General features: G+C 69.1%; 12 protein-coding genes. 9 read left to right on the forward strand and 3 right to left on the reverse strand.

What is annotated here, in order from left to right; translation table 11 throughout:
- The first annotated feature begins 2 nt into the window (after positions 1-2).
- The 5 genes from KF780_03670 to KF780_03690 all read left to right on the forward strand — a co-directional run bounded on the left by KF780_03670 (position 3) and on the right by KF780_03690 (position 8,510).
- Positions 3-500, forward strand: a complete 498-nt coding sequence (locus tag KF780_03670; protein MBX3560892.1) for an RNA polymerase sigma factor — start codon at positions 3-5, stop codon at positions 498-500.
- Positions 501-537: 37 nt separating this feature from the next.
- The gene (locus tag KF780_03675; GenBank protein MBX3560893.1) at positions 538-1,482 is read left to right on the forward strand and encodes a FecR domain-containing protein; all 945 of its coding nucleotides are present in this window, start codon (positions 538-540) and stop codon (positions 1,480-1,482) included.
- Between the two features lie 4 nt (positions 1,483-1,486).
- Positions 1,487-3,898 (forward strand): TonB-dependent receptor, encoded by a 2,412-nt coding sequence (locus tag KF780_03680; GenBank protein ID MBX3560894.1) that lies wholly within the window; start codon positions 1,487-1,489, stop codon positions 3,896-3,898.
- A gap of 137 nt (positions 3,899-4,035) precedes the next feature.
- Entirely contained in the window at positions 4,036-7,239 is a 3,204-nt protein-coding gene (locus tag KF780_03685) for an autotransporter domain-containing protein (GenBank protein MBX3560895.1), read from the forward strand.
- Between the two features lie 77 nt (positions 7,240-7,316).
- Positions 7,317-8,510: a beta-lactamase family protein gene (locus KF780_03690; protein MBX3560896.1), complete on the forward strand. Its 1,194-nt coding sequence runs from the start codon at positions 7,317-7,319 to the stop codon at positions 8,508-8,510.
- Here the strand turns inward: KF780_03690 and lysA are convergent.
- Both lysA and KF780_03700 read right to left on the reverse strand, forming a co-directional pair.
- Positions 8,507-9,772: a diaminopimelate decarboxylase gene (gene lysA, locus KF780_03695; protein ID MBX3560897.1), complete on the reverse strand. Its 1,266-nt coding sequence runs from the start codon at positions 9,770-9,772 to the stop codon at positions 8,507-8,509. The genes KF780_03690 and lysA overlap by 4 nt on opposite strands.
- Positions 9,773-9,870: 98 nt before the next feature.
- Positions 9,871-12,867 carry a TonB-dependent receptor gene (locus KF780_03700; protein MBX3560898.1) on the reverse strand — a complete coding sequence of 999 codons (2,997 nt, stop codon included), beginning with the start codon at positions 12,865-12,867 and terminating at the stop codon, positions 9,871-9,873.
- 304 nt (positions 12,868-13,171) lie between these two features.
- Between KF780_03700 and KF780_03705 the strand changes: the two genes are divergently transcribed.
- Together KF780_03705 and KF780_03710 are read left to right on the forward strand one after the other, a co-directional pair.
- On the forward strand, positions 13,172-14,593 hold the full coding sequence (locus KF780_03705) for a permease (protein ID MBX3560899.1): 1,422 nt from the start codon (positions 13,172-13,174) through the stop codon (positions 14,591-14,593).
- Positions 14,590-15,585, forward strand: coding sequence for a serine hydrolase (locus KF780_03710; GenBank protein MBX3560900.1), 996 nt, complete (start codon positions 14,590-14,592; stop codon positions 15,583-15,585). Before KF780_03705 ends, KF780_03710 begins: the two co-directional genes overlap by 4 nt.
- 140 nt (positions 15,586-15,725) lie before the next feature.
- Here KF780_03710 and dacB read toward each other — a convergent pair whose 3' ends face one another.
- Entirely contained in the window at positions 15,726-17,144 is a 1,419-nt protein-coding gene (gene dacB / locus KF780_03715; protein MBX3560901.1) for a D-alanyl-D-alanine carboxypeptidase/D-alanyl-D-alanine-endopeptidase, read from the reverse strand.
- 203 nt (positions 17,145-17,347) lie between these two features.
- Here dacB and KF780_03720 point away from each other — a divergent pair, with 203 nt between their 5' ends.
- The gene (locus tag KF780_03720; GenBank protein ID MBX3560902.1) at positions 17,348-19,333 is read left to right on the forward strand and encodes a S9 family peptidase; all 1,986 of its coding nucleotides are present in this window, start codon (positions 17,348-17,350) and stop codon (positions 19,331-19,333) included.
- Entirely contained in the window at positions 19,330-21,168 is a 1,839-nt protein-coding gene (locus KF780_03725) for an amidohydrolase family protein (GenBank protein MBX3560903.1), read from the forward strand. The genes KF780_03720 and KF780_03725 overlap by 4 nt, the downstream gene beginning before the upstream one ends.

Here is a 21,168-nt window from a genome sequence, read left to right on the forward strand (position 1 = left end):
CGATGAAAGGTGGCCTGGAGGCCGTCTTCCTGGAAAACCGGATGACGTTGCTGCGCTTCCTGCGCGCGCGCGGCGCCGGCGACGCGGCCGAGGATTGCCTGCAGGAGGTCTGGATCAAGGCGTCGGCCGGCGCGTCCGGCCCGATCGCCGAGCCGCTGGCCTATCTCTACCGCACCGCCAACAATGTGATGCTGGACCGCCGCCGCGCCGAAGCGCGCGCGACCCGCCGCGACACCGCCTGGAGCGAGGCGGCCGACGACGTTCTGCCGGCCGAGAGCGAGGCCCGGCTGATCGCGCGCGAGCGACTGGCAGCGGTGGAATCCACGTTGGCCGCGTTGGGCGAACGCAGCGACGCGATCTTCCGCCGCTATCGGCTGGAGGGCGTGAGCCAGCGCGACATCGCCGCCGAATTCGGCATCAGCCTGTCGGCGGTCGAGAAGCATCTGCAGAAGGCCTATCGCGCGCTGGCGGATCTCAGGGAGCGGCTCGATGTGGATTGAGCGGGGCGGCGGCGTCATGCTGCGGGAAGGGCTGTAGATGGCGGACGTGAACGATCGGATTCGGGATGAGGCGGTGGCCTGGCATGTCCGGCTGCACGGCGATGCCGCGTCCGCCGACTGGGCGGGGTTCACCGCCTGGCTCGAAGCCGATCCGGCGCATGCGCAGGCCTATGACCTGGTCGCGCTCGCCGATGCCGAGCTCGACGATCTCCCGCTCGCGCCTGTGGCGCCGATGCCCGCTTATGTCGAGCCGCACCGGTCGAACCGACGTGCCTTTCTGGGCTGGGGCGGGGCGGCCATTGCCGCCGCTTTGGTCGGCGCGATCACCTTGATGCCCGCCGGCGGCACCTACGAAATCGTCACCGCGCCCGGCGAACGTCGCGTCATCGCGCTCGAAGAAGGCAGCCGGATCGAAGTCAATGGCGACAGCCGGCTGGTGCTCGACCGCGGCGACGCGCGCTTCGCCCGGATCGAGCGGGGTGAGGCCCTGTTCACCGTGGTTCACGACGATGCCCGCCCGTTCCGGGTCGAGGCGGGCGAAGCGCGGCTGATCGATCTCGGCACCGTCTTCAACGTCCTCCATGACGGCGATCGCACCGAGGTCGCCGTTTCGGAGGGCGAGGTGGAATGGCGCCGCGCCAATGCGCGCATGAACTTGACGCCCGGCATGGCACTCAGCCAGCGCGGCACGGAGGATCCGGTCGTGACCCGCCCCGCCATCGCGTCGATCGGCGGCTGGCGGGAAGGCCGCCTCAGCTATTCGGCGGCACGCTACGACGCGGTCGTGGCCGATCTGTCGCGCAATCTCGGCGCCCGCGTGGCGCTGGATGGCGCGGTGGCGGCGCGACGGTTCAGCGGCGTGATCGTGATCGATCGCGATCCGGGCGTGACGCTCGACCGCGCCGGCGCGCTGCTCGAGCTTGACGCCCGACGCGAGGGCGACGGCTGGCGATTGACGGTGGAGCGCGGTGCGCGGCCTTGACCTGATCCTGCCCGCGGCGATCCTGGTTTCCGCCGCTTCGGCGGACGCCTCGGCGCGCCACCGGCTCGATCTGCCCGCCGGACGGCTCGGCGACGCGTTGGTGGCACTGGGCCAGCAGGCGGGGATCAGCGTCGGCGTCGCCGATCCGGCGCTGGCCAATCGCCGCGTCGAGCGCCTGCGCGGCCGGATGACCGCCGCCGCCGCGCTCGACCGGCTGACGCGGGGCACGGGGGCGCGCGCGGTCGCGGTCGACGGGCGCACCTGGCGCGTGGTGCGCGCGCCGGCGCCGCAGCGTCATGCGTCGCGCCCGGCCCGCCGCGAAGCGTCGCCGCCGCGCGAAGCGGAGGTCGAGCAGGCGGACATCGTCATCACCGCGTCCAAGCGCGCCTTCCGTCTCGCCTCATTCCCCGGCTCGGTGATGTTCGTGTCGGGCGAGGATCCGATGGCCGCCGCGCACGGGCGGGGCACGGAGGGGCTGGTCGCGACTTTGCCCGGCCTCAATTCCACCCATCTCGGCACCGGCCGCAACAAGCTGTTCATCCGCGGCATCGCCGATTCGAGTTTCAACGGCCCGACCCAGGCGACGGTCGGCCAATATCTCGGCGAGACGCGGCTCAACTACAACACGCCCGATCCGAATCTGCATCTGCACGACATCGACCGGATCGAGGTGCTGCCCGGGCCGCAGGGCACGCTCTACGGCGCCGGCTCGCTCGGCGGTATCCTGCGCATCGTCCCCAATGCGCCGCGCCTGGGCGTCGTCCAGGGCTCGGTGTCGATCGGCGCCGCCTTCACCCAGCATGGCGATCCCGGCGGCGAGGCGGCGGCGGTGCTGAACCTGCCGATCGGCGATGCGCTGGCTCTGCGCGTCGTCGGATACGGCGCGCGCGAGGGTGGCTATATCGACGACACGCTGCGCGGGCTCGACGATGTCAACCGTACCGATATCCATGGCGGCCGCGCCCGGCTGCGAGCCGAGGCCGGCGACTGGACGATCGGCCTGGGCATCGCCGGCCAGCGCATCCGGGGCAGGGATGGCCAATTCGCCGATCGCGACGCGCCGCCGCTGACCCGCGCCAGCCCGGTCGCCGAGTATTATTCGAACGATTATCTGCTCGGCGACATCGTGGTCGAGCGCGACTGGAGCAACGGCCTGCGCTTCGTCTCGACCGCGGGCATGGTCCATCAGACACTCGACGAACGCTATGATTCGACCCGGCCGGACGGCCCGCCGACCGCCTATCACCAGACCAATCGGCTGAACTTGCTGTCCGCCGAAAGCCGGCTGTCGCGCTCCGGCCCGGAGGGCACCGGCTGGCTGATCGGCGCCAGCTTCATCTCCAACCGCTCGGAGATTTCGCGCGCATTGGGCGACCCCGACGCGCCCGATCCGATCGCCGGGGTGCGCAACAGCGTCAACGAGATCACCGCATTCGGCGAGGCGACGATCGGCATCCGCGAAGGCATCACCGCAACCTTCGGCGGCCGCCTTACCCACAGTCGTCTGTCCGGCGGGGTGCTCGATGCGCCGATGGCGTTTCTGACGATGCTGCGCGAATTGCGCGCCCAGCGCGACGAGACGGTTTTCCTGCCTTCGTTCGCGCTCGCCGCGCGGGCCAATGACGATCTGCTTCTCTTCGCCCGCTACCAGCAGGGTTTCCGGCCCGGCGGTCTTGCAGTCACGTCGCCCTTCATCGCCCGGCTGGTGAACGGTGCAGTCGTGACGACGGAAGCGATGGAGCCGCTTCCCATCGGCGCGAGCTCGGTCGGCCGTTTCGAGAATGACCGTGTGGCGACGATCGAGGTGGGCGCGCGTCATGGCGTGCCGGGCGCGGGACGCTTCGATCTCGCCGCCGCCTTCGCCTATACGCGCTGGACGGACATCCAGGCCGATATCGTCAATCCGTTCGGCTTCCAGACTACGTCCAATATCGGCGACGGGCGGATCTTCACGCTCGATCTGCAGGTCGGCTGGCGCCCGGTGGCGGGCCTCAATCTCGAGGCGGCGGTCGTGCTCAACGACAGCCTGGTCACCAATCCGGCGCCCAGCATCATCATCACGCCGCGCTCGCCGTTGCCCAATGTCGCACGGGTCAATTTCCATCTGGGCGCGGAATACAGCGCCGAGATCGCGCCGGATGCCGTGCTGCGGCTGTGGAGCTCGGCCCGCTACGCCGGCACGTCGCGACTCGGTATCGGCCCGATTCTCGGCGAGAAGCAGGGCGACTGGCTCGATCTCGGCGCCGGCGCGCGGCTCGAACGCGGCCGCCATGCCCTCACTTTGGGCATGACCAATCTCCTCGATGCCGAAGGCAATCGCTTCGCGATGGGCTCGCCCTTCACGCTGGCGCTGCGCCGCCAGATCACGCCGCTGCGCCCGCGCACGTTGCGGGTCGGCTGGGAAGTGCGCTTCTAGCCTTTCTTAGAAAAATTCGTCCGACCGGTGCGGGTCTCCGTGCACGGCGGCGTCATTGGGGCAGAGAGCGGCGCCCGACTCCCCCCACCCCGCGGCGCCGCTCTCCCCCATTCACGGTCCGAGGAACGATTGTGTCGATGCGTCTTCTGCTTGCCTGCACCTGCCTCACGCCCATCGCCATCTTCGCCAGTGCCGGCCAGGCGGAACGCGTCATCGAGACCAAGATCACCACGCCGGTTTCGACCTCTACCGCCAGCAACGGCGCGCCGGACGACATCAAGATCACCTCCGCCGGCTCGATCGTCCCCACCGGCGGAGTCGCCGTCACGATCGACAGCAACAACAATGTCACCAATCAGGGCACGATCCAGATCACCGATGCCAATGACGCGACCGGAATCCTCGCCAATCCCGGCACGGCCGGCACGATCACCAATTCGGGCAAGATCGTCATCGACGAGACCTACGCGCCCAAGGACACCGACGATGACGGCGATCTCGACGGTCCGTTCGCGCAAGGCGCGCGGCGCTTCGGTATCCGTGTCGCGCCGGGCGGGACGTTCACCGGCAACATCGTCAACGGCGGCGAAATCGCGATTGAAGGCAATCAGTCGGCGGCCATCGCCATCGATGGCCGGCTGAACGGTTCGCTCACCAGCAGCGGTACGATCAACGTGCTGGGCGACGGTTCGGCCGGCATCCGCGCCGAGGACATTACCGGTAATGTGCGGTTGACCGGAACGATCAGCGCGCGCGGGCAAGACGCGGTCGGCGTCGCGCTCGACGGCGATGTCGGCGGCGCCGTCAGCTTTCAGGGCACGGTGACCGCCACGGGCTTCCGCGCCGTTCCGCCGCCCGCAGACACATCGAAGCTCGACGCGGACGATCTGCTTCAGGGCGGCCCGGCGATCCGCATTTCCGGCAATGTCGGCGGCGGCATCATCTTCGAGCGGCGGCCCGACGACAAGGATCCAAAGAACGATGACGAGGACGGCGACGGGATTCCCGATGCGCAGGAAGGCACGGCCAACATCGTTTCGGCGGGCGCGGCGGCGGCAGTCCAGGTCGGCGATACGGCGAACGACATCGCGATCGGGCCGGTTGCGGGCAATGTCAACGGCCACGGTCTCGTCATTGACGGCGTGCTTACCGGCGCCGGCACCTACAAAGGCGTGGACGGCAATGGTCTGGTGATCGGCGGCCTGGGCGGCAACGTGACGATCGCGGGAGGGATGACCGTGGGGGGCACGATCAGTGCCACATCGCCGGATGCCAATGCGACGGCGGTGCGGATCGGCGACGGGGCCAGTGTCGCCGAGATCAGGAACAGCGGCGTGATCTCCGCCACTGGCGCCACGGCGGAGGGCAGGCTTGCCCGGGCGCTTCTGGTCGAAAGCGGCGCCGATGTTTCCACGATCCGCAACAGTGGCCGGATCGAGGCGACCGCCGGCAAGAACGGCGGCGCGGGCGCCATCGTCGACCGCTCCGGCAATGTCGGACTGGTGGAGAATAGCGGCCGCATCCGCGCGACCGGCGCGGAGGCGGGGTCGGGCCGCAATGTCGCGATCGACCTGGCCGCGAACGGTGCCGGCGCGATCGTTCGTCAGACCGCTGCCTCGGGAGCCGCCCCGCCGTCCATCAGTGGCGACATCCTTTTCGGTGCCGGTGACGACCTGCTCGACATCGCCGCCGGCACCGTCGCCGGTACGGCCCGGTTCGGCGAAGGCGCCAATCGGCTTCAGCTCGGCGGCAATGCCGCCTATTCCGGTGCGATCGTCTTCGGTGCGGGCGCGGACCGGGTCACGCTGGGCGGCACCAGCGCCTTTGCCGGCAGCGCCGATTTCGGCGGCGGCGCGGACTTATTGGAAATATCCGGCACGGCCAGCTTCCGAGGCGCGACCTCGAACGGCTCGGGCCTCGCCGTGAACGTCGCGGGCGGCCATTTCGAGGCGACCAATCTCGGCACGGTCTCGCTCGCTTCGCTCAACCTGGGTGCGACCGCGACGCTCGGCGTTGGCATCGACGCCGCGGCGGGCACAGGCACGCTCTATGACGTCGCCGGCGCGGCCACGATCGCCGAAGGGGCGGAGGTGCGCGTCCGTCTCGCCAATGTGAGCGCGTCGGAAGGCCGCTTCGTCTTCCTCCGCGGCGGCGCGCTGACCGGAGGCGACACGCTCGGCCTTGGCGAGGCTTCCCTGCCCTATCTGTTCAAGGGCACGCTGGACGCGGAGACGGCGGGCGAGATTGCGGTCGTGATCGAACGGCGGACCGCCGCCGAGATGGGCTTCAACGGCTCGGAGGCGCGTGCCTATGACGCGATCTTCGCCGCGCTCGACAATGACGGCGACATCGCCGACGCCGTTCTCGCTCTCGGCGACGCGGCGGGCATGCGGTCCACGATCCGCCAGATGCTGCCCGATCATGCCGGCGGCGCGTTCGACACGGTGACGCAGGCCTCGCGCGCCACCGCGCGCTTCCTCGCCGATCCGCACACGCCGATCGCCGACATGGGCGGCTGGGGCTTCTGGCTGCAGCAGGTCGCCTGGGGTTCGTCCAAGAATCTCGGCGACACCGCCGCCTACGATATCGCCGGCTGGGGCACGTCCGCCGGCGCCGAAATCCGGGCCGGCGGGATCGGCAATGTCGGCCTGTCGCTCGCTTATCTCAACGGCGAGGATTCGGACGGCGAGACCGACAATCAGGTGCGCGCCGAGCAATATGAGCTTGCCGCCTATTGGCGCGGACAGTGGGGCGGCTTCCGGGCCTTCGCGCGCGGGTCGGCGGCGATCGTCGATTTCCGGGGGACGCGCACGTTCACCGGCGAGGATGTCAGCCGCACCGCGACCGGCGAGTGGCGCGGGCGGCTCTATTCCGCCGCCGCAGGCATTTCATACGAGCATGGCTTCGGCCGGCTCAGCCTGCGGCCGCTGGCCTCGATCGATTATTATCGCCTGTCCGAGAACGGCTATGCCGAGACCGGCGGCGGCGATGCCTTCAACCTTGTTGTCGATGGGCGCACGAGTGATGAGTTCGCGCTCAATGCGACTCTCACGGCCGGCTATGATTTCGGCCGTCGTGAGACTGGCGCCGGCTGGCTACGAACCGAGCTGGAAGCCGGCCGGCGCCAGATCCTGGGTGGCGCGCTCGGCGCCACGACCGCGCATTTCGACGGAGGCGATCCCTTCACTCTGGTGCCGGAAGACCGCACCGACGGCTGGGTCGGACGGCTGCGCTTGACCGGCGGCCAGGGGCCGTTCTCCCTGGGCGGCGAGGCCAGCGCCGAGGAGCAGCTCGGCAAGGCCGCGATCGCCTTTCGTGTCTCGCTGCGCATGGGGCTGTAGCCTTTTCGCGCGGGCCATGTCCGAAAATCGGGCAAGGAGATATTTCCGCGCCGTCCGTGACGGGCTATCGCAGGTCCATGCGCTGCGCGATCCTTCTTGCCGGCCTCATATTGGCAGGATGCCAGACCCGGCCGATCGAGGCGCCGGACGCTGCCGCCGGCGCGACCTATGCCTGGGCCGGTTTCGATGCCACCGGTGTGCGGCGCAGCGATGCCGCGGGTTTGGCCGAGCGCCGACATGGCCGGCCGGCGACGGCAAGCGATCCGGTGCGCGTCGCGTCGGTGTCCAAGCTGGTGGTGGCGCTGGGCGTTCTGCGGCTGGTCGAGCAGGGCCGGATCGATCTGGATGCGGACATATCCGGCTGGCTCGGCTGGGAATTGCGCAATCCCGCCTTCCCCGAAAGGCTGATCACGCTGCGCATGCTGCTGTCGCATACGTCCGGCCTGCGCGATGCGGGCGAGGCCTATGTCATACCGCTCGGCCGCACGGTGCGCGCCGCGCTCGCCGATCCGCGGGTGTTCGATCCGGACCACGTGCCCGGCACCTATTTCCAATATGCCAATCTCAATTTCCCGGTGATCGCCTCGGCGCTGGAGCGCGCGACCGGCGAACGGTTCGATCGGCTGATCCACGGGCTCGTGATGGAACCGCTGGGACTCGATGCCTGCTTCAACTGGACGATGTGCAGCGACGCCAATGTCGCGCGCGCGGTGACGCTGCATCGCGCCGACGGCAGTATCGCGCTCGACGACCTGCAGGGCGCGCGTCCGGCCTGCCCGGTGTTTCGGGAAACCGAGAATTGCGATCTCGTCGCCTATGAACTGGGCGCGAACGGCGCGCTCTTCTCGCCGCAGGGCGGGTTGCGCGCATCGGTTCTGGATCTGGCGACGATCGGACGGATGCTGCTCAACCGGGGCCGCCACGAAGGGACGCAATTCCTGAGCGAGGCCAGTATCGACGCCATCCTGCGGCCGGCCTGGGTCTTCAACGGATCGAACGGCGACACCGACAATGGCTTCTACTGTTCCTACGGTCTCGCGGTCCAAACCCTGCCCGTGCGCGTGGCGGGCTGCAATGACGACCTGTTCGCGGGGCGCGCCGCCTTGGGCCATGCCGGCGAGGCCTATAATCTACGTTCCGGCCTGTGGATCGATCCGGCCCGCAATGTCGGCATCGCCTATTTCGCGGCCAACAACCCGGCGCCTCAGCCGGCGGGGCGCTCCGCCTTTCGGGCGATCGAGGAATGGCTCGCGGCGAAAATCGGCGATTAGCGATCGAGCCAGGGCGGCAGGCGTTCGTCGCCGATCAGCGCATCGACGTCCCGTCGCGGGCGGATCACCGCCCAGTCGCGTCCGTCGACCAGCACCTCCGGCGCGAGCGGGCGGGAATTGTATGTGCTGCCCATCGTCGCGGCATAGGCGCCGGCGGTGCGGATGATCATCAGGTCGCCCGATTCGACCCGCTCCATGTCGCGCGCGGTCGCGAAGGTGTCGCCGGTCTCGCAGACCGGGCCGACCACGTCGGCCGTCATTCGTTCGGCCCGGGGCGACACCGCCTCGATGCCGTGCCAGGCGTCGTACAGGCTGGGCCGCATCAGATCGTTCATCGCCGCGTCGAGGACCACGAAGGGTTGCAGGGCTCCCGGTTTGACCCGGATCACCTCGGTCAGCAGCACGCCGGCATCGCCGACGATCAGCCGGCCCGGCTCGAAGATCAGCCGCGCGCCCCAACCGCGTGTCGCCCGTTCGACGAGCGCGCCATAATCCGCGATTGTCGGGGGCGGAGGCGACGAAGGATCGTAGCGAATGCCGAGCCCGCCGCCGAGATCGGCGGTGCGGATGTCGTGTCCCCGCGCGCGCAATTCGGCGATCATCGTCCCCACCTTGCCGAACGCCGCCTCCAACGGGGCCAGACTGGTGAGCTGGCTGCCGATATGGACCGCGAGGCCCTGGAGCCGCAGCCCCGGCAGCGCCGCGACGCGGGCGCAGGCGTCGGGGGCATCGTCGATCGCTATGCCGAATTTGTTGTGCGCCGAGCCGGTGGAAATCTTGGCGTGGGAGCCCGCCGTCACATCGGGATTGACCCGGAACGCGACCGGCGCGGTCCGCCCCATCGATGCCGCCACCTCGGACAGCATCTCCGCTTCGGAAAGTGATTCCAGATTGAACTGGCAAAGCCCGCCTGCCAGCGCCTGCGCCATTTCCGCCGCCGTCTTGCCGACGCCGGAAAAGACGATCCGCTCCGGCGTGATGCCCGCCGCCAGCGCACGGCGATACTCGCCGCCGGAGACGACGTCGGCGCCCAGCCCTTCGGCGGCGAGCGTCCGCAGCACGGCGCCGTTCGGATTGGCTTTCACCGCATAGGCGATGAGCGGGTCGGGCAGCGCCGCGAGCGCCTCTTGCAAGGCGTGCGCCTGCGCCCGCATCGCAGTGGCGGAATAAACGAAGACGGGTGTGCCGACCGCTTGCGCGATCAGCGGCAAGGGTACGCCTTCGCAACAGGTCGTCCCGTCCTCGAGATGGAAATGATTCATCCGCCGCGCTCCTGGCGCTCCGTTATCCGTTCCAGGGCGCATAATCGAGAGGGGCGGCCGCGATCGATGTCGCGGCCGCCCCTATTTGGGAACGGAGATCAGAATCTCACTTCGGCCGCGAAAGTGAACGACCGCCCACGCGGATCGGCGACGCGCGGCTCCCAGGAGCTGCCCGCACCGGTATTGCTGTCATAGGTGATCGCGAAGGGCGGATCGCGATCGAAGAGGTTCCGGACGCCCGCGGTCAGCCTCAGGTGACGGAAGCCGGTATAGGAGACCGACAGATTGTAGACGATATAATCGCTTACCCGAATGTTGTAATCGGGTCGCGTCGCCGACGCCGGCAGGGCGAAGTTCCTGTAGCCGTTCCGGAAAATCTGCGTGAGCGTGAAGTTCCAGTCGTCGTTCCACCAGCTGATGAACGCATTGTGCTTCCAACGCAGGCCGAGGTCGCCGGTGAAAGTGAAGATTCCGATCAGATCCGAATAGGGCAAGTTGGGCAGCAGCTTCTCGCGCTTGTCGAGCAGATAGGTGCCGTCGAGTCCGGCGCTGAAGACACCGCCGAGCCCGTCGATCGAACCCCGCAGCGTGAAGTCCAGACCCTCGGTCCGCCGCGAGCCGAAATTCCCCGTCCTGAGATCGACCCCGGTGATGATGCCGTTGGTGCGCACGATCCGATCGGGGAAGGCGGTGATGTTCGCCAGCAATTGCGGAATGGTGATCGAGCCGATCGTGTTGTCCACCGCGATCCGCCAATAATCGACCGAGAAGCTGAACCGGTTCGAAGGCTGGATCACCATGCCGACCGTGTATTGCTCGGAGGTTTCCGGCTCGAGGTTCAGATTGCCGCCGCTGAGCGATTCCGGGGTGATGGGCGCGCATTGGGGCTGCGGCCCCGTCGTATTGCCCGTCGGACACAAAGTTGGATCGACCAGGGTGTTGCCGGGATTGGGCGAAACCGTCGTGCCGTTGAATATCTGGTTGAACGTCGGCACGCGGAAGCCGGTACCATAGGAACCGCGGAACATGATCGGTTCCCACGGCCGGAAACGGAACGAGATCTTCGGATTGGTTGTCGAACCGAAGCCGGTATAATCGTCGATACGGCCAGCGGCGATGATATCGAGGCTCGGCAGGATCGGAAACAGCGCCTCGACATAAGCCGCCCGCACGGTGCGGCGCTTCGGCGTCAGCGCGTTGATATTGTCGAATGCCACGTTGAAGATGTCGGGCTGGCCGGCCGCAGCTGCGGGCGAGCCGTTGAACTCATAGCTTTCCCGGCGATAGTCGACGCCGACGGCGAGTTGGACCTCGCGGTTGCCAATGGGGAACAGCCCACCGGAAATCGATGCGTCGAACTGACGCACCTGGTAGCGGCCGCCATAGAGCACCGTCCCCGCGGCCGACACGGCGTCGAGAGCCGCCAGAGCCGCGTCGGTCTGGGTGGCGCTGAACGGATTCAATATGCCCGAGTTGATCAGGCCGATAATCCCCGGGCCGGCGGCACCCGGCGCGGTCGGCGCGCGAGGGTCGTATATTCCGCGGTCGTCTCCCGGCGTCGCGGGATCGTTGACGGTCAGCACGCCGCGGAAGTGATAGCCGGTGCCCAATACCGAACGGGCCTCGCTGCGCGCATAGGACGCGCCTGCGCGATAGTTCCAGCCCTCCCAGAGTGGCCCGTCGATGCCAAGCGCAGCGCGGAACGTCTGCGTGTTGGTCTCATATTCACGCGGGCCGCAGGGAATGCAGCGCCAGCGGCCGGCGATCGGCAGGCCGTAGCGGGCATCGAGCGCTGCCTGTTGTGCAGGATCAGTAAACGCCCCCCGGATCGCCTGGAAGACCTGATTGTAGGTCGCCGCTGTGTCCGCGTTGAGCGGATAGGCCCAGGGGAGATTCGTGGCGTTGGCCGAATATTGGTTGGCGGAGAATTGCTTTGAGGAATCCGCGTCCGACCCGGTGATCTCGAGCGAAAGATTATGGGCGTCGCCCAGACGCACGACGCCGCGGGCGAAATAGGTCAGCGTCTGGATCGGCTGCTGGATCACCGCCGCGCGGCCCGTGTCCCAGGCGCAGGCATATTGCGCCGTCGGCAGCGCCCACAAGACCTCGTCATAGGCCAGACCGCCGTCCACGGAATCGCAGCCGGCGCCGCCCGGAAGATCGAGGATATTGATGCCGCCGGCGGCGCCGTTCGTCCCGTTGGGCAAGGTGAGGGTCAGGCCGCTGAGCAGGGTGCCGCCCGGCGTCTGATTGGGATTGGCCGCGATGTTGAATGCGGTCGCGACCGGCGTACCGCGCGTGTCGATCGAGAGACCGCGATTGGGCTGGTTGCCATTCACGAAATCCCGGTCGGAGCCGCGCAGGATCCGGTTCCAGCTATAGGAGACCGACGCCATGACGTTGAAGCCCTGCTCGTCAAGGTCGCCATAGCCGACGAGCCCGGACAGCCGGTAGATGTTGCCGCCGCCCGCTTCGGTCGCGTCGACGAAGCCGTTGACGCTGATGCCCTCGAAATCGGTGCGGGTGATGAAGTTGATCACGCCGCCGACCGCATCGGTGCCGTAAATGGCCGAGGCGCCGTCCTTCAGCACTTCGATCCGCTCGAGCGCGGCGAAGGGAATCTGGTTGACATCGACGGCCGAGCCCTGAAGTCCGTGCGCGGCGACGCGGCGGTTGTTGAGCAGCACCAAGGTCGACGAATTGCCCTGACCGCGAAGGTTGGCCGACGAGAGGCCGTTCGTCCCGCGCTGCGCCCCGGAGACGACGTCCGCGTTTGAGGCCAGATTGTCCGCCCCGCTGGCATTCGACGGCAGGAACATCAGCAATTGTTCGGGACTGCTGATCGAGTTGCGCTGAATTTCCTGGGTGGTGATGATCTGGATCGGCAGGGCGCTGTTGTTCGGATCCTGCCGAAGACGCGAGCCGGTGATGAGAATGGTGTCATCGTTGTCGGACGACGAGGCCTCGGACTGGGGCGTTATCGTATCTTGCGTGGCCGGGGGTTGCGCCGCGGCCGGAGCCGCCCAGGCACTGGCGAACGCGGCAAGGGCCGTGCCCGAACACAGGACCGGCCTCAGTGACGTGAAAGCGCGCATGATAAGATCCCCCTTGGCTCGTTCATCCGGTAGTAAGTATCAACTTCCACCGCGCCTGCCATAGTTTCTGTTGGCGCCGCCATAACCTCCCGCCATCATCGCCGTCCAAACCAGTGCGGGCGCGGCGACCTGGGCGTTGACGGCGCCGCCGCGCTCGCCAAGCTTCGTGCGGTTCGTTCAAGGGGATATCATGGCGTCAGTGGCACAGGGCAGCGTGGTTGGGGCGGCCGAAGTGGCGCCGAGGGGGATCGGGCGGCAGGCGCTCTATCTGCTGCTCGGCTTCTCGGCGGGCCTGCCCTTCTACATGTTCTCCACCGTGCTGATGCTCCGGCTGCAGGCGCATGAGATCGGCCTGGTCATCATCGGCTTCTTCGCCTGGGTGCAGCTGCTCCCCACCTTCAAGTTCCTGTGGGCGCCTTTGCTCGACCGCTACCAGGTGCCGGGCTTCGGGCGCTTCTGGGGCAAGAGGCGCGGCTGGATCATGCTCGCTCAGCTCGGCATCTTCACCTCGATGGCGGCGATGGCCTTCGTCTCGCCCGAGCGAAGCCTGGCCGTCACCGCTTTGTTCGCGGTTTTGCTCGCCTTCTGGACGACGACGCTAGAGGTCGCCGCCGATGCCTGGCGGATCGAGCTCGCGCCGACGAAAGAGCAGCAGGGGCCGCTCGCCGCCGCCAATCTGTGGGGCTATCGCAGCGCGATGGTCGCGGCCGGCAGCGGCGCGCTGTTGATCGCCGACCAGCCCGGCTGGGGCTGGACCGGCGCCTATCTGGCGATCGCCGCGGCGGCCTTCGCGCCCTTCCCCCTGCTCGCGGCGATGCGGCCCGACCCGGACGCGCGCGGCAGCAGGGGGACGGCGTTGACTATGGGCATCGCCGCGAGCGTCGGCATCCTGCTTGCCGCGACGGCGGTCACCGCGGCGGTCGGCTGGCTGCTGCTCGGCGCGGCGTCCGGCATGGGGATGAGCGGCCAGAGCAATGTCACGCCCTATGTGCTCGCCATCTGCATGGTGCCGTTCCTGATCATGGCCGCCGCCTTGCCGAAAATCCGCAAGCTGCCGGCCTCCTCGCCCGCGCGGCGCTCGGTGGCGATCGGGCCCTATGTCGAATTCTTCTGGCGCTACGGCTTCATGGCGCTGGCGCTGATGGCGTTCGTCTCGATCTACCGGATGGGCGACGTGCTGGCGCTCAATCTTTCCAAGCCGATGATCCGCGATCTGGGCTATTCGCTGAGCGAGATCGGCCGCGCCGATTCCTATGTGGCGCTGGTCGCCAGCATGATCGGCGTCGCGCTGGGCGGGCTGATGGCGGCCCGCTGGCCGCAGGGCTGGACGCTGGCGATCGGCGCGCTCTTCGCGGCATTGGGCAATTTCGGCTTCGTCTGGCTGGCGCATCAGCCGGTGGCGGAAACGACGCTCTACATCGCCACCGCGCTCGACCAGTTCGGCAACGGCATGGCGGGCGCGATCTTCGTCGTCTATCTCTCGATGCTGGTCGACCCACGCTATCCAGGGGCGCAATATGCGTTCCTGTCCGGCTTCGCCTTCCTGCTCCCGCGCCTGCTCTCCGGTTCCGGCGGCGCGATGGTGGAGAGCTTCGACGCGGCGGGCTATCGCGGCTTCGACCTGTTCTTCATCCTCTCCGGCGTGCTGAGCCTCGCCGCCATCCTCTTCCTGCCGCTGATCGCCCGTGCGAAACCGCGCCCGATCGAGGAAGAGGGGACGGCATGATCGAACGGGCCTTCGCGCCGGCGCTGGCGGCGGTCGGGGACGGCCGCATTCCCGGCGCGACATTGGGCGTCGTCACCGCCGACGGCCGCCGCGCCGTGCGCTTCGCGGGCATGGCGGCGCTGGAGCCGGAGCCGGAGGCGCTGACCGAGGCCCACTGGTTCGATCTCGCCTCCGTATCGAAGGTGATCGCGACGACGACGATGGTGCTGACGCTGGCCGGGCAGGGGCGGATCGATCTCGACCGGCCGCTGACCGACACGATCCCGGACCTGCGCCAATATGACGTGGCGGACGCGGCGGAGCGCAAGCTCACCTTCCGCGACTGCCTCGCCCACCGCACCTTCCTGCCCGCCGTCGAGCCGATCTACACCTATGGCGGCGATCCGGAGCGGCTGCGCGCCTTCGTGCTGCAGCGCGAATGGCGGCACGGGCCGCCGGTCTATTCGGACATCAACTATATCCTGCTCGGCATCGCGATCGAGCGGATCACCGGGCAGCCGCTCTCCGCCTGGCCGCTGAGTGAGGGGCTGACCTACGGGCCGCCGCCGGGGCCCGCCGTGGCGACCGAGCGGTGTTCCTGGCGTGGCCGAGTGATGAAGGGCGAGGTGCATGACGAAAATGCCTGGGCGCTGGGCGGCGCGCCGGGTCATGCCGGGCTGTTCGGCACGGTCGCCGGAGTGCTCGACCATGCGGCGGGGCTGCTGGGCGGCACCGCCTCGCCCTTCCTGATCGAGGCGATCCGCACCCCGGTCGAGGGGCACCGCACCTGCGGCTGGGAGATACGCTTCGACGGCTGGAGCGGCGGCGCGGCCTGCTCGGCCGGAACGATCGGCCATACCGGCTTCACCGGCACCGGCCTGTGGGTGGATTTTGACCGCGGCCTCGCCTGGACCCTGCTCACCAACCGCGTCCACCCGACGCGTCATCGCGAAACGGGCATCATGGACCTGCGCCGCGCGACCGGCGACGCGGTGATCGCGGCGTTCGGCTGAAGTCTCCTGCGTTTGATCAAAAGCACCGTTCGCCCTGAGCCTGTCGAAGGGCCGCCCTTCTCTTCTCCACCGCCGAAAGAAAGGGCAGGGCTTCGACAGGCTCAGCCCGAACGGTTGTGGGATTCCCGTCTCGGCTTAACCTAATTCTCCGCCGCGATCCGTTGCAGCACGGCGTCCATCGCCGCTGTCGCGCTGCCGCCGCCGGGGACGTCGTTGGCGAAGAAGGAGAAGATCAGCGTCCGGCCGCTGCGCGCGGTGAGATAGCCGGAGAGCGCGTTGGTCGCGTTCAGCGTGCCGGTCTTGGCGAAGAGCCGGCCCTGCAGCGGGCTGTCGCGGAAGCGGCGCTGGAGCGTCCCGTCCACCCCGGCGACCGAAAAGGTGTCCCGCCATGCCGCACCCCAGCTTTGCGTCGCGGCCCAGCGCAGCAGGGCGGCGACGGCGCGCGGCGACATGCGGTTGTAGGTGGACATGCCGGAGCCGTCGGACAGGTCCCATCCGGTCCTCGGCACGCCCGCCTCAGCCATCATCGCCTCGATCCGGGCGACGCCATCCTCGATCGAGCCGGCGCCTTCGATCAGGCCGAGGCGGCGGATCAGCAGCTCGGCATGGAGGTTCTGGCTCTCCTTGTTGATGCGCGTCAGCGTCTCGGCGAGCGGCGGCGGCGTCAGCCGGGCCAGCAGTTCCGCGCCGGACGGCTCGACGGTGCCGCCGGGCGTCCGATGCCGGACCTGCACGTCGCCGCTCAGCCGCACGCCGCGTTCGCGCAGCAGCGTCGCGAACCGCCAGGCGGCGTAATGGGCCGGATCGTCGATGCCGAGGCGCAGGACGGTCGGCTCCGCGCCGGCCCGGATGCGCCCGGTCAGATAGAGATCCAGGCTGTTCGGCATGCGATCGAAGCTGAGGGATGTCTCGCCTTCCGTCACGGTCACGGCGCGGTTGACGATGCGGTAATAGGGCAAATGGTCGAGCGCGGGCGGCTCCCCCACCGTGCCGGGCGAAACGCGCACATGCAGCTCATTGTCGTCGAGCGTGAGCGCCGAGATCGCCGTGCCGGATCGCGTGGGGATGTTGTTCCAGCTCATCCCGGGACTCCAGCGCTGGTCCGCGAACAGGCTGTCGTCGCCGATCACATGCCGCACCCGCCGGGTCCGCGCCGCCACCGCATCGGCCAGGGCGGCGAGGCAATCGGTGACGCAATCCGCCGCGCTGGACAGGCGGGCGTCGCCATGCCCGATCAGGATCACGTCGCGCCCGTCGAGCCGCACCGCCGCGCCGCCCGCCGTGTCGGGCCGGTCGAGCCCGGCCATCGCCGCGAAGGCGGCGGCGGTGGTGAACATCTTGGTGTTGGACGCCGGGATGAAGCGATTGTCGGGGTTGATCGCGATCAGCTCGCGCCCCTCCATGTCCGTGACCACCAGGCCATAACGCGTGCCGGGCCCAGCGGCGGCGAGCTGCGCCGTCACCTCGCCCTGCAGCGAGGGCTGCCAGGCCAAAGCGGGCGCGGCGACGGCCAGCGCCAATGCCAGCAAGGCGGAGCGAAGCGGGGCCAGCATGTCCATCATTGGCAAATCCCTCCGTCCGAACCGTGCCCGAGCGGGCGCCGCTTTCTTATTCAGAGCGTTTCGGCGGATATAACAAGGGCGCATGTCGGGGCCTGGCGCGCTTGCGCGGGCGCGACGGCGCGGCCCATAGCTGCGCGATGCGGCGCTTCATCCTGAGCCTGTGGCTGGGCCTGATCGGCCTCGCCTTCCTGCCACCGGCCCTGGCCGACGACCGTGATCCGCTGGCCGAGGCGCTCGCGCTGCCGATCGCGAGCGGGCTGACCGGGGCGGCGGATGCGCCGCGTTTCGCCTGGATCGAGACGGCCGCGGGCGTCCGCAACATCTGGACGGCGGCGCGCGGCCAGCCGGCGCGGCGGATCACCGCCTTCAGCGCGGATGACGGGCTGCCGGTCTACGACCTCGCCTTCAGCCGCGACGGCGCGAGCCTCGCCTTCGTGCGCGGCGGCGACGGCGAATATCCGGACGAAGCGAACCCGCCCAATACCGGCGTCTCGCCGCGCGTGCCGCCGCAGGAGCTGTTCGTCGTGTCGGCGGAGGGCGGGACGCCGCTGCGGATCGGCGAGGGGCATTCGCCGGCCTTCTCGCCCGATGGCACCCGCCTGGCCTTCACCCGGCGCGGCGAATTGTGGCTGTGGACGCGCGGCGGCGAGGCGCGGTCGCTGGCGCGGGTGCGGGGCTCCGTAGAGCGCCTCTCCTGGTCGCCGGACGGCGCGCGGCTGCTCTTCTCCGAAGATCGCGGCGATTACAGCTTCGTCGGCCTGTTCGACATTACGGCCGCGCGCCTCACCTATCTCGATCCCGGCCTCGGGGAATCGATCGAGCCGGTCTTCTCGCCCGACGGACGCGAGATCGCCTTCATCCGCCAGCTCGAGCCGCCGGTCGACGCCGCGCCGGACAGCGGCCCTTACTGGTCGATCCGGATCGTGGATGCCGCGACCGGCGCGGCGCGCACGCTGTGGGCGGCGCCGGCCGGACCGGGCGGACGCTATGCCGGGACGCGCAGCCGCAACCTCTTCTGGAGCGCGGACGCCACGATCCTCTTCCCGTGGGAGCGGACCGGGTGGATGCACGTCTACGCGCTCGACGCCCGGCGCGGCGGCGAGCCGCGCGCGCTGACGCAGGGCGCTTATGAGGTGGAGACGTTCCGGCTCGGCCCCGACGGGCGCTCTTTGCTCTACGCAGCCAATGACGGCGACATCGGCCGGCGCGGCATCTGGCGGCGACCGTTGGGCGGGGGCGCGGCGTCGCGGCTCGGCGGCAACGACGCCATGCTGTTCGCGCCCGTCGTCGGGGGCGATGCGGTGGCGGCGATCGCCACCGATGCGCAGCGCCCGGCCCATCCGGTGCTGCTCGATGGGCGGCGATCGCCGCTGGGTGAAGTGCATGTGGCTGGGGTCTTCACCGCGCCGGAGTCCGTCACCTTCCGCGCCGCCGACGGGGTGGAAATCCATGCCCAGCTCTTCCGCGCGCGGGGCCAGGGGCGGCGGCCGGCTTTGGTCTATATTCATGGCGGGCCGCGCCGGCAGATGCTGCTCGGCTTCCACCCCTCTTCTTATTATTCCCACGCTTATGTCGTGAACCAGCATCTGGCTGCGCTGGGCTATCATGTGCTGTCGGTGAATTACCGGGGTGGCACCGGTTACGGCCAGGCCTTCCGCGAGGCGCCGGAGACGGGGCGCGAGGGCGCGTCCGAATATCGCGACATCCTGGCGGCGGGCCGCTGGCTCGAGGCGCAGGCCGACGTCGATCCGGCGCGGATCGGCGTCTGGGGCGGAAGCTGGGGCGGCTATCTGACCGCGCTGGCGCTGGCGCGGGACAGCGACCTGTTCGCCGCCGGCGTCGATCTGCACGGCGTGCATTCGATGCTCCGGCCCGTTCCGAACACCCTGTCGCCGGCCGCGCAGGACCGGGCGCGGCAGCTACAGTGGGACTCCTCGCCGCTGGGCGCGATCGATCGCTGGCGTTCGCCCGTGCTCCTGATCCACGGCGACGACGATCGCAACGTGCCCTTCTCGCAATCATTGGTGCTCGCCCGCGAGCTGGCGGCGCGCGGCATCCCCTATCGCGAGCTGGTCTTCCCCAACGAGCGGCACAGTTTCTTCCGCCACGCCAACTGGCTGGCCAGCTACCGCGCCACCGTCGATTTCCTCGACACGACCCTGATGCGCCGGGAGCCCTTGCCGTGAACTTGGCGAAGCTCGGCTGCATCCTGCTGGGCCTTGCCTGTCTCGGCGCGGCGCCGGGCGATGGCGGAACCTTGATCCGCGACGCGCATGTGTTCGACGGGACGGGCGCGCCGGCTTCGATCGCCGACGTGCTGATCTCGGGAGAAGAGGTCGTAGAGGTCGGCCCAAGATTGCGGGCGCCGCGTGGGGCGCGGATCGTGGACGGGCGTGGCATGACGCTGCTGCCCGGCCTGCACGATCTCCACACCCATCTCCGCTCGCCCGGCGATGGTGGCCCGGAGGATCTCGGCAAGGCCTATGGCGCGCACCTCCTGCACGGCGTCACGACCGTCGCCGATTTCTCGGTGTCGGGCGAAATGCTGGCGCCGATCCGCGAAATGACCGGATCGGGCGCGGTGACGGCGCCGAACCTGCGGCTCGCCATCCGCATCGGCGTGCCGGGCGGGCATGGCACCGAGCGCGGCTGGGGCGACCAGTTCACGCTGGAGGCAAACTCGCCCCGCTCGGCCGCGCTGGCGATGGACCGGGCGCTGCCCTATCGGCCCGACGTCATCAAGGTGTTCGCGGACGGCTGGCGCTACGGCCGGATTCCCGACACCAATTCGATGGACCTGCCGACCCTGCGCGCGATCGTCGAGCGCGCCCATGCGGCGGGCATTCCGGTCATCACGCATACGGTGACGATGGAAGGCGCGCGGATCGCAGCGCGGGCCGGGGTCGATGCGATCGGCCACGGTATCGGCGACGGACTGGTGGACGAGGAGCTGATCGCGCTGATGCGGACGAACGGCACCGGCTATGCGCCGACCATGGTGGTCTACGAACCGCAGCAGGACCGTGCGATGCTGCCTGAGGAATTGCGGGGACTGCGTCCGCCCGAACGGGCGCGGGAGGAAGCGCGCGCCGCCGAGGAGACGGTTCCGGAGCTGGAATCGCGGCGCTGGACCTATCTGCGCGAAAATCTGCGGCGGCTGAAGGCGGCGGACATCCGCGTGGGCATCGGCACCGATGCGGGCATCGAGGGCGTTTATCAGGGTTCTTCGGCGATCCGCGAAATCCGCATTCTCGCCGATCATGGCTTCACCCCGGCCGAGGCGCTGGCGGCGGCGACCGGCGTCAGCGCCGCCATCCTGCGCGAAGGAGATGCTCGCGGGCGGATCGCACCGGGCCAGCGCGCCGACCTGATCCTGGTCGCCGGACGACCCGACCAGCGCATCGAGGACCTTTATCAGATGCGCCGCGTATTCGTCGGCGGGCGCGAGATGGCGCTGCCGCCACTCCGCCGGCTGACCGACGCCGATGCGCCCTCGCCCCTGCCCGTCCACGTCATGGCCGGGCCGATCGACACCGGCGCGCGCGCCGACGGGCGAACCGATTTGGGCACGCTGCCGGTGGCGACGCACGAGGCCGGCGTAGATCACAGCCATCTCCACCTGATCCGCGACGATGCCCGGTCCGGCAGACTCTTCCTGTTCGCGCGGATGGGCGCGGCGCCCCGGCCCTTCGCCAATCTGGTGCTGCCGCTCACGCGCGGCGGCGTCCAGGTCGCCGACGCGCGCGGCTTCGCCGGCATCGCCTTCGATGCGCGGGGGGCGGGGCGTTATGGGCTCGCCTTCGAAAGCTACGGTATCGCGACGCGCAACTCTTTCCGCACCGAATTCGCGGCGGGCGAGACGGCGCGCGAAGTCCGCATCCCGTTCGGTGCGTTCCTCAGTCCCGATGCCGGGGCGCGGCTCGACCTTGCCCGGCTGCGGGGGCTCATCATTCGGCTGGAGGGCGAGACGGGCGGCGCGGCCATGCTCGAGCTGGGCAATGTCCGCTTCTACCGGGATTGA

The organism is Sphingomonas sp. (genome assembly GCA_019635535.1).
Classification (GTDB): domain Bacteria; phylum Pseudomonadota; class Alphaproteobacteria; order Sphingomonadales; family Sphingomonadaceae; genus Allosphingosinicella.